10 protein-coding genes and 1 pseudogene are annotated in these 12,632 nt (G+C 69.6%); 5 read left to right on the top strand and 6 right to left on the bottom strand.

Going from position 1 to position 12,632, the window contains the following annotated elements:
- Positions 1-886 precede the first annotated feature (886 nt).
- Positions 887-1,141 carry a hypothetical protein gene (locus tag AB0B85_RS33335; protein WP_357413718.1) on the bottom strand — a complete coding sequence of 85 codons (255 nt, stop codon included), beginning with the start codon at positions 1,139-1,141 and terminating at the stop codon, positions 887-889.
- Between the two features lie 167 nt (positions 1,142-1,308).
- Here AB0B85_RS33335 and AB0B85_RS33330 point away from each other — a divergent pair, with 167 nt between their 5' ends.
- The 4 genes from AB0B85_RS33330 (at position 1,309) to AB0B85_RS33315 (ending at position 5,144) form a co-directional block, all read left to right on the top strand.
- Complete coding sequence (locus tag AB0B85_RS33330; RefSeq protein ID WP_357413716.1) at positions 1,309-1,764, top strand: PRC-barrel domain-containing protein; 456 nt, start codon at positions 1,309-1,311, stop codon at positions 1,762-1,764.
- A 272-nt stretch (positions 1,765-2,036) separates the two neighbouring features.
- Positions 2,037-3,095 carry a tryptophan--tRNA ligase gene (trpS, locus tag AB0B85_RS33325; protein WP_357413714.1) on the top strand — a complete coding sequence of 353 codons (1,059 nt, stop codon included), beginning with the start codon at positions 2,037-2,039 and terminating at the stop codon, positions 3,093-3,095.
- 162 nt (positions 3,096-3,257) lie between these two features.
- Entirely contained in the window at positions 3,258-4,445 is a 1,188-nt protein-coding gene (locus AB0B85_RS33320; RefSeq protein ID WP_357413712.1) for a low temperature requirement protein A, read from the top strand.
- A 105-nt stretch (positions 4,446-4,550) separates the two neighbouring features.
- Positions 4,551-5,144, top strand: a complete 594-nt coding sequence (locus tag AB0B85_RS33315) for an HAD family phosphatase (protein WP_357413710.1) — start codon at positions 4,551-4,553, stop codon at positions 5,142-5,144.
- 4 nt (positions 5,145-5,148) lie between these two features.
- On the opposite strand, the gene AB0B85_RS33310 is transcribed toward AB0B85_RS33315, so the two are convergent.
- The 4 genes from AB0B85_RS33310 to AB0B85_RS33295 all read right to left on the bottom strand — a co-directional run bounded on the left by AB0B85_RS33310 (position 5,149) and on the right by AB0B85_RS33295 (position 10,988).
- A complete protein-coding gene (locus tag AB0B85_RS33310) occupies positions 5,149-6,120 on the bottom strand; it encodes an NADP-dependent oxidoreductase (protein WP_357413708.1) in 972 nt (323 codons plus the stop codon).
- A gap of 223 nt (positions 6,121-6,343) precedes the next feature.
- Entirely contained in the window at positions 6,344-7,411 is a 1,068-nt protein-coding gene (locus AB0B85_RS33305) for a DUF916 domain-containing protein (RefSeq protein WP_357413706.1), read from the bottom strand.
- Between the two features lie 91 nt (positions 7,412-7,502).
- Entirely contained in the window at positions 7,503-9,476 is a 1,974-nt protein-coding gene (locus AB0B85_RS33300; protein WP_357413704.1) for a metallophosphoesterase family protein, read from the bottom strand.
- Between the two features lie 144 nt (positions 9,477-9,620).
- Positions 9,621-10,988 (bottom strand): HupE/UreJ family protein, encoded by a 1,368-nt coding sequence (locus AB0B85_RS33295; protein WP_357413702.1) that lies wholly within the window; start codon positions 10,986-10,988, stop codon positions 9,621-9,623.
- A 20-nt stretch (positions 10,989-11,008) separates the two neighbouring features.
- Between AB0B85_RS33295 and AB0B85_RS33290 the strand changes: the two genes are divergently transcribed.
- On the top strand, positions 11,009-11,671 hold the full coding sequence (locus tag AB0B85_RS33290; RefSeq protein ID WP_357413700.1) for a hypothetical protein: 663 nt from the start codon (positions 11,009-11,011) through the stop codon (positions 11,669-11,671).
- Between the two features lie 82 nt (positions 11,672-11,753).
- On the opposite strand, the pseudogene AB0B85_RS33285 reads toward AB0B85_RS33290, so the two are convergent.
- Positions 11,754-12,128 (bottom strand): annotated as a pseudogene (locus AB0B85_RS33285) (cellulose binding domain-containing protein); the annotation flags it as partial.
- Positions 12,129-12,632 lie beyond the last annotated feature (504 nt).

Raw genomic sequence — 12,632 nt, 5'->3', positions numbered from 1 at the left:
TATAAATCATAATTGGCACTGGCTTTACAAGCACCCTGTTGAGTTCTCAAAGAACAACCACACACCGACCAGAAGCCCCACCTCAGTGGAACCCCAACCGGGGCTTTTCCGCTCCGTGTCCCGCCGCTCTCGCGCCGGGCACTTTTACTACGTTACCTCACCGTCTTCGCCGTGTCAAACCGTGTGTCCCGGTCTGTCGTGCTTCGTACGGGTTGGTACCGGCGCACTCACGCAGCAGCGAACCGCTGCGTCAGGTCGTCGGATTTGGCAGAACCGGCCGCTGCGGTTTCCCGCAGTCTCGCCCGGTGCCCTGCCGGTCGTGAACCTTACCCGGTCGGCTTCGCCGCACCAAATCCGCCTCTCGGCCGATCCGGCGGAGCACCGCCCGGACCGTGTCTCGCAGGAGTGAACCCCCACTCGACCCGGTTGCCAGTTCGTTTCGGCGCCTCAGGACTTCCGTCCCGTTTGCCCCGTTCCGCGCTGGCAGAGAGAAAGTTACGCGTCTGCGGGTTTGATCGTCAAATCCGCGGGTAGCGGCGCCCGTCACACTCGCCTCGCTGACCCATCGCGCCGTCCCGACCGCCAGCTACTCGGCGCCAGACTCCGCGCTGTGACCAGGGCGAACAACGCTCAGGACAAGCACAGGTCAGGACAAGCGCCCGGTCATGACAGGCAGAGGAAAGAACAAGCGCCGGTCACGACGAGGATGGGAAACCACAAGCTCCGATCGCAACGAGCGGGGCAAAGGACAAGCTCCGGTCACGACGAGCGCGGGCCAAGACGAACGCAGGACAGGCGAGCGCGCGCCAAGACAAGCGCCGGCCACGACGGGCGCGGGCCACCGCGAGCGCCGGCCACGACGGGCGCGGGCCACCGCGAGCGCCGATCACGACGAACGGGGCCGACGAGCGGCGAGCCAGGCCCGGACGCCGAGGACGCCGGCTGTCGTCCCGATGACCAGAGACGCCGCGATCAGCAGCGCGTGCACCCACAGAAAGCTGGTGGCCGGACCCTCGGCGACGGTGCCCGACGTCCACGATCGCGGGTCCTGCCAGATGGCGACCGCGAACCGCGGCCAGATCACCCAGGTCCAGACCCCGACTCCGACCAGGAAGGCAGCCCACCCTCGCGACAGCACCATGGCAGCCGAGTATGCCAGCGCACCGGTCCACCTGGCCGTCAACGGACACCCCGCCGCAACGCCACACCGGTGCGGGAGACGTGACGGGCCATCGGTCCGTTTCTCACCCCGACGCGCTGGGCACTTCGAAACAGGACAGCTGAGGACCGTCCCCCCGGAGGTGCCCCGTGCAACCCTCGATCTTCAATCCCTGGGCCTGGCGCGACCCGGCCGCCCTGGCTGGCGGATACACCGAGACCACCCCGTCGGTCACCCCGCCGGAAGGGCAGGACGGCGGCCACGACGGTCCGGACGCCCCCGGTCCCGGCACCCCACTGGACCTGGTGGGATACCAGGTGCAGGCGAGTGACGGGCGCATCGGCACCATCGACGAGGCGAGCAACGAGGCGGATGCCGGGTACCTGGTGGTGGACACCGGCCACTGGATCTTCGGGCGGAAGGTGCTGCTGCCTGCCGGCACGGTGGAGCGGGTGGACCACCAGGAACGCGTCGTGCACGTCGACCGGGCCAAGCAACAGATCAAGGACGCACCGCCGTTCGATGCGGATTCGGCCGACCCGGAGTACCGGGAGCGCGTTGGCGCCTACTACGCCGACAACCACCTGGCCCCGCCTCGCGGGTAAAGTGAGGTCGTGGTCCGGACGGGCAATTTCGCACCGGAGGCGGTCGACCAGGTCGACTGCCGCCAGCTCGGTGCGCTGCCCGGGGTTCCGACCGGCTCCGGCGATGGCCGTGAGCAGATTCTGAGTGTCCTCCGTGCCGGTGGTCTGCGGTTCCGCGCCGGCGCGCGATGGCGGACGGCTCGCTGAGCCGATCCCGCTGACCGAGGGGGCTGACCCGCCCCGCTCGGCGCGCGCCCACGCGTGACCCACCTTCGGATACGAGAGGCATCACCATGTCCGTCGCACGAATGCTCACCGGCGACCGGCCGACCGGCCGCCTGCACCTCGGCCACTACGTCGGCAGCATCGCCAACCGGGTACGGCTGCACCACCGCTACGAGAGCTTCTTCATCATCGCCGACCTGCACATGCTCACCACCCGCAACCGCCGCGAGGACATCGACAAGGTCTCCGGCAACGCCCGGGAGATGGTGACGGACATCCTCGCCGCCGGGGTCGACCCGGAACGGGCCACCTTCTACCTCCAGTCGGCGATTCCCGAGGTCGGCGACCTCAACACCCTGCTACAGAACCTGGTGACGGTGCCCCGGCTGGAACGGGTGCCGTCGCTCAAGGAGATGGCCCGCGATGCCGGCAAGGAAGAGATGCCGTACGGGTTGCTGGGCTACCCGGTGCTCCAGGCCGCGGACATCCTCTGTGTGAAGGGTGAGGTGGTCCCGGTGGGTCGGGACAACGCCGCGCACGTCGAGGTGACGCGGGAGATCGCCCGGCGGTTCAACCACCTGTACGGCCCGGTCTTCCCGGTGCCGGAGCTGATCGCGGCGGACACGCCGAGTCTGGTGGGCACCGATGGGGCGGCCAAGATGAGCAAGAGCCGAGGGAACACCATCGCTCTCTCCGACGATGCGGCGACGGTACGTCGCAAGGTGCTCGGCATGTACACCGATCCGAACCGGGTGCGGGCCGACGTGCCGGGCACCGTGGAGGGCAACCCGGTCTTCGCGTACCACGAAGTTTTCAATCCGGACCGCGACGAGGTGGCCGACCTGGCCCGGCGCTACCGGGCCGGCCGGGTCGGCGACGTGGAGGTCAAGCAGCGGCTGATCGTCGCGCTCGAGGGGTTTCTCGCGCCGATCCGGGAGCGCCGGGCCGAGATCGAGGCGGACCGGGGGTTGGTGGACCGGCTGATCGTCGAGGGCACTGAGCGGACCCGCGAGGAGGTCCGCCAGACCCTGGTCGAGGTACGCCGGGCGATGGGGCTGACCGGCGCGTACCGGCAGGTGCGGCGACGGGCTGAGCGGAGCCGGCGGCGGACCGACGCCTCGGCCTGAGGCCGGCACCCGGCGGCGCTGTCCACTCTCCCTCGCCAGGCGCCGCCGGGAGAGCGGTGCCCGGGCGGGAGCGGTGCCCAGGCGGGAGCGGTGCCCAGGCGGGAGCGGTGCCCACGCGGGAGAGCGGATGCATCGCCGATCAATATGGCGCAGAATGCGGGGATGAAGGGGATTTCGGGCATTCGTCCGGTGCCGGCCGCCCAGACGCACCGGACCACGATGTTCGAGATCTTCTTCGATCTGGTCTTCGTCTTCGCACTCACCCGGGTCATCACCTTCATGGCCGGCTCGCCGACCGCGCTCACCCTGGCCCAGGGGCTGCTCCTGCTCCTGCTGTTGCTCTACTCCTGGGGGCCGTACACCTGGTTGGGAAACCTGGTCCGCGCGGACGTCGGCCTGGTCCGCGCGGCGACCCTTGTCGCGATGGCGGCGACCTTCGTCGCCGCGCTGGTGCTACCGGACGCGTGGCGGCAGGAACCGGAGGTCCTCGACCCGCCGCTCACCCTGGCCCTGGCCTACGTGGTCGTCCGGGCGGTACAGCTGGTGATCCTGTTCTGGGTGAGCGCGACGGACCCGCCGCTGCGTTCGACGCTGCGTTTCTTCAGCGTGCCGGTGGTGTTGGCGTGGCTTCCGCTGATCGGTGGCGCACTGCTCGGTGGGGCGGCCCAGACGGTGCTCTGGACGGTCGCGCTGCTCGTGGACATCGGCGGCGCGCGGATCGCGTCGGCTTTCCGGCCCTGGCCGCTGCGCAGCCTGGACCACTTCACCGAGCGGTTCGGCCTGGTGCTCATCATCGCGCTGGGTGAGTCGTTGATCTCGGCAGGTGCGGGGCCGCGGACGATGGCACCGGCCGGCGCCGGGATGGCGGCCGCACTGCTCGGCCTCACCAGCACGGTCTGCCTGTGGTGGCTGTACTTCGACCGGCTGGCGCCCGCCGCGCGGGGGGCGATCGGTGCGGTGCCGGGCGACCGCCGGGCCGGGGTGGCCGGCGACGCGTACGGCATCGGGCACTCACCGTTGATCATCGGTGCCATCTACGTGGCGCTCGGCATCGAGGAGGTGATCGACCGGCTCAGTGGGGAGGCGCCCCCTGCCGGCCCGCTGGGCTGGGAGGCCGCCACCGCCCTGTACGGGGGCGCGGCCCTCTACCTGCTCAGCAGGCTGATCTTCCGCCGACTGACAGTTGGTGCCGTCGACCCGACGCAGGTCGTCACCGCGCTGCTGCCGCTCGCCCTGCTGCCGGTCGGCCGATCAGTGGCTCCGTTGGCGGCGCTCGCACTGCTGACCGTCCTCCTGATCGGGATCACCTGGTTCGAGCGACGGGTGGACCGCCGTGACCTGGTGTCGTGAACTCGCGACCGAAGAAACCTCACCGAGCCGGAACGGGCCCACCTGCTGCGCCGGCTGGCGTCCGTCGCCGAAGCCTGAACGCAGGTGCCGCTGTACCCTGCCTCGATGACTCTGCCTCTGCCGGCCGGTGAGTTCGCGGCGTACCTGTTCGACTGCGACGGCACCATCGTCGACTCGATGCCGCTGCACTACCTGGCCTGGCAGCGGGCCCTCCAGGAGTGGGGTTGCGAGTTCCCGGAGGATCTCTTCTACGCCTGGGGTGGCCGGCCGACCGCCGACATCATCGTCGCCCTGAACGAGCAGCAGGGTCTGGCCATGCCGGTCGCGACTGTCGTCGAGCGCCGGGAGAACTACTACGAGGAGTTGCTGCCGCAGCTCGCCGCCGTACCCGAGGTGGTGGCACACATCCACGACGCCCACCGGCGGGTTCCGTTCGCCGTGGTCTCCGGCAGCACCCGCGCCTCGGTCACCGCCTCGCTCGGCGCGCTCGGCCTGCTGGACCGGTTCGACGTGCTGGTCTGCGCCGAGGACTACACCCGGGCCAAGCCCGACCCGGAGGCGTTCCTGCTCGCGGCGGAGCACCTCGGCGTACCCCCGGGGTCGTGCCTGGTCTTCGAGGACACCGACCTGGGCATTCGGGCCGCGACCGCGGCCGGCATGGCATCGGTACGCGTGCCGCAACAGCGCACGCCGCGTTGAGGTCTCACGCCACCGTCAGCAGCAGCTTGCCCGGGTAGGAGGTCTCCAGGCGCTTGTGCGCCTCCCGCACCTTGCCCAGCGGGTACGTCTGCGCGACATGCACCACGAACGGGCCGGCCTCGATGAGTTCGTTGAGGCGTTGCAACTGGCGGGGGCTGGCTTCGCCGTCGTACGCCCGGACCGTCACACCCGGCCGTTCCTGGGGTTCCGGCCGCACGCCGTGGGCGAAGGCGACCACTCCGCCGTCGGTGAGCGCCTCGGTGAGCCGGTCCAGCGTCTTGCCGCCGGCCATCGCCAGGATGGCGTCCACTCCGGCCGGTGCCGCGTCCCGGATCCGGGCGAGCACGTCGGTCAGGTCGCCGCGGCCGTCGAGGGACACGTCGGCGCCGAGGCGGGTCACCAGCGCGACGCCCTCCGCGCCGGACGCCACGGCGATCACGTTCAGGCCCTGCCGCTTGGCCAACTGCACGGCCAGGTGGCCCTGACCGCCGCTCGCCCCGAAGATCAGCAACCAGGCGCCGGCCGACAGGCTGAGGGTGTCCAGCCCGGCCAGCGCGGTAAGCGCGTCGGTGGGCATGGCTCCGGCGTGCTCGGCCGGTACGCCGTCGGGCACCTTCGCCGCGTAGTCCGCCTTGACCGCCGCGTACTCGGCGTAGAAGCCGCCCTTCGGGCGGGTGGTGGCGGAGACGTAGACGAGCTCGCCGACCACGACGTTCGACACCTTGCGGCCAGCCGCGATGACGGTGCCGACACCGTCGGAGCCCGGCACGATCGGCAGCGCGGAGCCCTCCGGCACCAGCACACCCTGCCGCTCGTAGACGTCCCACACCCCCACGCCAGCGCTCAAGACCTTGATCAGCACCTCGTCGTCGGCGATCTGCGGGATCGGCAGCTTCCGCAGGGTGATCACCTCCGGCCCGCCGAACTCATCCAGGGCCGCGGCCTGCATCCGCTCTGGCACATCCCCGTCAACCATGTGGATTCCCCCTCAGTGCCGGCGTCACCGTCGCAGCATGCCGGCTCGGGGACGGGCGTGCTCCGGAGCTGAGCGCCGTTCACCCACAAGGGCGACCGGCCATGCCGGGTGTGTCCCGAGCGGGCCCAACAGGCATGACCGCCAGCCCGGAGTACGGCGGCTCCGGGCGGGCGGGCCGCGACGACGGCGGCGGTGCTCCCGTTCGCCGGCGGTGGCTACGCCATCAGGAGGTTTGCGGCTCCTGACCACGCAACGCCTGCGCGACGGCGTCGGCTACGCGGGCGTCCTCGCGCACCTTGCGCCGCGTCCGGTTGCGTCGCCGGTACAGGTACGCCCCGACGACCGCGGCGACAACTACGACGAGCACCAGCACCAGCGTCCACGGCAACGCCCAGCCGTGCGCGGTGACCTGGACCGGCTTGAGCGAGGTGGTGGAGCCGGAGGCGTCGGTGAGGAGCGGGGTGAGGGTCACTGTCGCGGCCAACGAGACGGCGGGGGCGACCCCGGCGATCGGCACGGTCACGTCCCAGCTCTCGCCTGGGAGCAGTTCCGGCGGCGCGGCGATATCCTTCGCCCGGACCCTCAGCACGCCGAACGGCCCGGAGACCGATACCGCCTGCTGCCCGGAGAGCGCGGCGTTGCCGACGTTGTGGATCTTGTACGTGACGGTGGCGTCACCCTTGCTGAACGGGTTGGCCGAGCCGCCGTACGTCACGTGCGGGTCCTCGATCGCGAGGCGCGGCTTCAGCTCACCACCGACCCGCAGCTTGATCCGGATGCCGAGGCGCCGGTCGACGTTGATGCCCTCGGCCTGGTCGGCCTGGGTGAGCGCGGTGAGGATCCCACCCACGTAGTCACCGGGCGTGGCGTTGGCCGGGATGCTCACCGTGAAGGGGACCTGTGCGGTCTTGCCGGGCTGGACCACGACACTGCCGGCCTTCGGCTTCGCCCAGGCGCCGATCCCAACGGACTTGGCGTCCCTGGTGACCAGGTCGAGCTGGCCCGCGTCGGTGGTGAAGCCGTCGGCGGCGTACACGGACAGGGTCAGGGGCGCGGGGCCGCGGTTGGCCACCACCATGGCGTCCTCGACGGCGCTTCCCGGGTTGACGGTGTAGCTGTAGCTGGACCGAGCCTCGCCGTAGCTGTTGGAGGCCGTGCGGACCGTCCAGGCGACGTTGCCGTCCGCCGCCAGAGCGGGGCCGGCACCGACGCCGACGGTCGCGACTGCGGCGAGCAGAGACAGCGTGGTGGTACGAGCAAGCTTCTTCCAGCGCGTTACGGACGGGTACATGTCGGATCCTTGAGGTGATCTTGATAAGGCGGCAAATGGGTGGCGGGGCAGGCCCCCGAAGGTGCCTACCCCGCCCGGTGGAACAGCTGGATCAGCTGCTCAGTGCGGTGATCGTGAGCGTGGTGCGGTAGCTACCCATCGCGATGCTGTCCGGGATCTTCAGATCCAGGTCGGCACCGAGGCGGGCGCCGCCCCGCGCGTGACCCTGCGCGGCCGCGGCGAGGGCGCTGGAGACCGAGAGGCCCTTGCCCTGGTCGTCGAGGGACGACAGCACCGGAGCACCGGCCTCGGCACCCGCGCCGCCGTCGAGCAGGTACGGGGTCCAGCCCAGGTAGGAGCCGGAGAACTTCTTGTCGGCGTCCTGGAAGTCGCCGACGTTGGCCGAGATCGACCACGGGGCGAGCGAGCGGCGGCTGTCCGACACGAGGATCGGGTTGATCTTGCCGGTCGCCTCGAAGAAGGTGCCGTTGCGCTCCTGGGCGGTGCCCAGGTCGACAAGGCCGTTGTAGCCGTCGATCGTCCAGCCGAACTCGCCCGGAGCCGGGTTCGGCACGTTGACCTGGATGGCCTGACCGTCACCGTGGTACGGGTGGATCGCGGTGCTGTCCACGATCGAGCCGACCGGCTGCCCCTCGGCGGTGTTGGTGCAGGAAAGGCCCTTCTCGACCGCCGCGTTCGGCGCCGCGCAGGTGCCGCTGCGGATGTTCTGGAGCACCAGCTTGTCGGCCTTGACCTGCACCTTGACGTAGCTGCGGACGTGCTCCTGGTTCTGCGCCGAGTTGAACCAGTAGTTGCTCGGGTTCAGCGGGTCCGGGCCGAGGCCGGTGGGACCGGTGCCGGTGGTGCCCGGCTTCTTGATGTCGTAGTACTTCGAGCCGGAGGCCGAGTTCGCCGTCACGTAGATGACGCCGCCCGGGCCGGGGAACACGTCGGCAGCGCCGGGCTGCTCGGCCGGGTTCTCCTTCTGGCCGTTCTTGATCGAGTAGCTACGGGTGTAGACGTGGTCGTGCCCCTGCAACACCATGTCGATGCCGAGGTCGGAGAACGCCGTCGTGAAGTCCTTCCGGCGGGCCGCGTTGTCCCCGTCGGTGGAGTGGGTAGCCGCCGAGTAGATGGAGTGGTGGTAGACGAGCACCTTCCACTTGGCCTCGGAGCCGTGCTTGTTGACGACGTCGGTGACGTACGAGACGTGCGCCGCGTCGCCGCCGGCGGAGCCGTCTGCCGGGTTGACGTAGCTGTTGCTGTTCAGATCGATGAACAGCACATCCTTGTAGATGTACCAGAAGTCGCCGCCGGAGCGGGTCGCCTGGTCCCCGGAGTAGTACTGGGCCGAGCGGTCGGTGTTCGGCGTGAAGTGGTGCTGCTCCCAGGACTTGCCGCCGACATCGTGGTTACCGATGGTGGCGGCGAAGGGGTACTGACGCAGCTGCTCAGGGGCCAGGAACGAGTCCCACTGGCCCTCGTCGTTGGCACTCTCGACGTGGTCACCGGCGGAGACCAGCAGCTCGGTGTTCGGGTTGGCCGCGGTGGCGACCTTCAGCGTGTCCTCCCAGCCGGCCTGGTCCTTCAGCCGGTCACCGGAGGAGCCGATCTGCGGGTCGCCGAAGAAGAGGAAGTCGTAGTCGCCCTCGAACGCCCGCGTCTTGAAGGCGTACGCCGGGGACCAGCTGCCCTCGGCGCCGACCCGGTAGGAGTACGCCGTGTTCTCGCGCAGGTTGCTGATCGTGGCGTGCCTGTTGAAACCGGTGGTGGAGGTGTTCGCCGCGCCGACGGCCTCGAAGCTGACGGCGCTTGCCGGAAACTCGCCGTTGACGATCTCGGCGGTCGGGGCCAGCTGGATCTTCTGCGCGGTGTCCGCGGAGGAGTACCAGCTCACGATCCGCTGGGTCTCGTTGGCGCCGACGCCGAGGATCACGCCGGTGATCGTGGTGGACTCGGCCGCGCTGGCGGTGGCCGTCAGGCCGCTACCGAGGGCCGCGCCCATTCCCAGGAAGCCGGCTGCGACCCCGGCGACCACGCGCCGCCGCACAAGCCCGGGGGCCCGTGTCGAGGTGCTCAATGTCATCGACATTGTTCCCTTTTCAAATAGAGAAATGGATGGTGACTTCACCCGACGCCGGGGAAGTAAATCCACGCTTTCGCCGCCTGATGAACCGACCATGAACGTGATCTTGCGAAAGCCTGCACTTCGCGAACTACTTAGCCCCACTCAGGACCCGGAAACGCGCTGCACAAACCAGATCAGCCCCATGACGGACACGGCTGCGGAAACACCGCCGGTCGCCCAGATGCCGGCTTTCGGCGCACGACGGCGCAGGACGAGCAGCAGCGGGAAGACCACTGCGATAATCGTCAACTGAACGACCTCGATGCCGATGTTGAACACCAACAGCGACCACAGCAGGGTCCACGACCAGGCCTCGTCGATGCCCAACGCGCCAGCGAAGCCCAGCCCGTGTACGAGGCCGAAGCAGAACACCACAGCGAGCCGGATCCAGCCGGCCCGGTCCAGGCTGAGGTGACCGTGCCCCGCCGTCTCCAGGTCGGTAGCGTGCGCGCCGCGTCGCCAGATCCCCCACAGGTGCCAACCGGCGACCACGGCGATCGACAACGCGATGACCGGCTCCACCACCGCCCCCGGCACCTCGACCAAGCCGAGGGCCGCGAGCATGAACGTCACCGAGTGCGCCAGGGTGAAACTGGTGGCCGCGAGCACGATCTCCCGCAGCCGCCGCGAGCCGGCGATGAGCGCCAGCAGGAACAGGATGTGGTCGATCCCGGACAGCAGATGTTCGGCGCCCAGCAGGAAGAACTCCCCGAACCGCTCGTACCAGGCCTGCGCGGTCGAGAAGGTGGGGTTGGCGCTGTCCAGCGCCGTGCTGCCCGAACGGCCGTCGATCTCGTAGGTGACGATCGTCTTGGTGCCCTTGACGTAGTCCTCGCCGTCCGGGAACAGCGTGCTGCGCACCTCGTGCTCGTTTGCCCGCTCGGGGCAGGTCCAGTCGAACAGCAGATTCGCGTACGGCACACCCTCACGCTGGCCGATCGTCGGGTCGCCCACCTGGGTTGGCCGACAGGCCGCGTCACGCGCGGTGACCGAGAACCGGTCGGAGATGTACCTGAGAACCGTCGACGAATGGCTCTCCAGAGCCGCGGCCTGGGCGTCGCCGTCGCCCGCTTCGAATGCGGCGGTGCCCACCTGGAAGAGCGGGTCGTCGTCGACCGCATCCGCGGCGGACACGACGAGAAGGTCGTATTCGAGGTCCAGCGCCGTCCGGATGTGACCCTCGTCTCCGGCCGTTATTTTCGCGTACACAGTCGACGAAAACCCGTGCGCGGACGCCGTTCCTGCGCCCAAAAATGGAACCACCGCCGCAGCAATCCCGACAGCGGTGACGATAACGGTACGGCGGACGCGCCCGAACATGCGACTCCCTCGGTTGGCCAGTGCACGTTGCATGGCGCGGGTGAACACCAGCCCGCGTGCCGACGAACCGCCGGAAAACAAAGACCTCGAACGGTCGTACGCAGATAAACGGCGCAGGGAATTGAGATAGGAATACGAGGCTGCCGTCACCGCTCGAAAGGACGACCACCTTGCGCCCCCCGCTTCGGGCCGTTGCCATGCTGGCCGCGACCGCCGCGCTGGTCACCGCCTGCAACTCCGGCGACGACTGGTCACAGCCGCACCCCGCGCCCAGCGCCGTGGGGACTCTCGGCCCCGGATTCGTCGCCCCCTCCACCACCCCCGCTCCGGAGGCGACGATCACGCCGCAGCCCGGCTCGTGGGCGGGGGTCCACCCGCCGAGGGACTACCGGGTGGTCCTCCTCACCGCCGGCACTGACGACCCGACGAAGGCGCTCGTGACGGCCGTACGGGAGTGGGCCGACGACGAGCACGCGGATCTCCGGACGATCGTCGTCGGCAACGCCCACGATGCCGTTCCCAGCATCGCCAAGGCCATGGAGATGAACCCGGATCTCATCGTCAGCGCCGGGGGTGACCTCGTCGATCCCCTCGCCCTGGTCACCCCGAACCACCTGGACGAGAAGTTCCTCGTGGTGGGCGCCGAACTCGCCGAGCCCACCCACAACGTCACATCTGTCGACTGGGAAGGCGCGTCGTTCCGCGGGGAAGGGCTCGGCATGTCCTCGACGTACGACCCGAAGTCGTTCACCGCCGAGCGCTGCGCGGCGGCCATCCGGGCGGGTGTGGCAGCGGTCCTCAACGACCTGACCGGGATCGTGGTCTGGCTCTGACGGCGGAGGATCGGGGCTGTCCGCCCCGCTGTCGGCAGGGCCCGGTGCGGGGTCGTGCGACCTCCGCACCGGGCCCCGTGGGTCAGGGGGTTGAGCAGGTGGGCGTCATCCCCGCACCGCTGCCGGTGCCCTGGTAGCCGAATTCGGTCGACTGCCCAGGAGCGACGGAGCCGTTGTAGGCGACGTTGGTGAACCGCACCGTGCCGGTGTCGCCGCTGCGGTTTGCGCTCCAGACGCCGGTGATGCCGGCACCCGACGGCAGGGTCATGGTGACGGTCCACCCGTTGACCGGCGTGGCGCCGGCGCTCACCCGCACCGTGGCGACGAAGCCGCCGGTCCACTGGTTGATCGACACCGTCGCCGTACAGCCACCATTCGTCGGGGGCGGCGTGGTCGGAGGCGGCGTGGTCGGGGGCGGCGTCGTCGGAGGCGGCGTCGTCGGAGGCGGCGTCGTCGGGCCGTCTGTCAGCACCGGGGTCGGCCAGTCCCGCCAGTCGGCCAACCGGCCCAGCGCCCTGCTGGAAATCCGCATCACACCCGGTTCGTTGCCCGTCCTCAACAGGAACTTCCGGATGTTGTTCTGGAGCGGGGTACGCCACTCGGGGCGGTTCGCGCAGTGGCTGCCGTCCTGCACGTCGGACCAGTAGGTGATGTTGTCGCCGGCACCGAGCGCCCGGTAGACCTCCGCGCCGGCCAGGGCCGCCACGCTCGCCGACCGGGGGCCGAGGTTGGCGATGTGCGGGTTGTCCATGATGAACAACCCGCGCGGCGCGACCATCGCGACCATCTCGTGGGTGTCGACCGGGAGTCGGTTGGGGTTGCCGGTGAAGGAGCCGAACGCGTCACCCAACCACGGCTGCTCGCCGTAGGCCGTGTCTTCAAAGGATCTTGATGTCGGATGATGTAGCGCGTGGGTCGTCGCTACGAGTTGTCTGATGTCGAGTGGGATGCGCTGTCGAGG

This window comes from Micromonospora sp. NPDC049044, from assembly GCF_040649215.1.
GTDB lineage: Bacteria > Actinomycetota > Actinomycetes > Mycobacteriales > Micromonosporaceae > Micromonospora.
Note: the sequence above shows the minus strand (reverse complement) of the source record. Positions and strands in the feature narration are given on the sequence as shown.

Coding starts and splice junctions, on each gene's coding strand:
- AB0B85_RS33335 (WP_357413718.1), bottom strand. CDS start 1,141: ATGGTGCTGTCGCGAGGGTGGGCTGCCTTCCTGGTCGGAGTCGGGGTC.
- trpS (WP_357413714.1), top strand. CDS start 2,037: ATGTCCGTCGCACGAATGCTCACCGGCGACCGGCCGACCGGCCGCCTG.
- AB0B85_RS33320 (WP_357413712.1), top strand. CDS start 3,258: ATGAAGGGGATTTCGGGCATTCGTCCGGTGCCGGCCGCCCAGACGCAC.
- AB0B85_RS33315 (WP_357413710.1), top strand. CDS start 4,551: ATGACTCTGCCTCTGCCGGCCGGTGAGTTCGCGGCGTACCTGTTCGAC.
- AB0B85_RS33310 (WP_357413708.1), bottom strand. CDS start 6,120: ATGGTTGACGGGGATGTGCCAGAGCGGATGCAGGCCGCGGCCCTGGAT.
- AB0B85_RS33305 (WP_357413706.1), bottom strand. CDS start 7,411: ATGTACCCGTCCGTAACGCGCTGGAAGAAGCTTGCTCGTACCACCACG.
- AB0B85_RS33300 (WP_357413704.1), bottom strand. CDS start 9,476: ATGACATTGAGCACCTCGACACGGGCCCCCGGGCTTGTGCGGCGGCGC.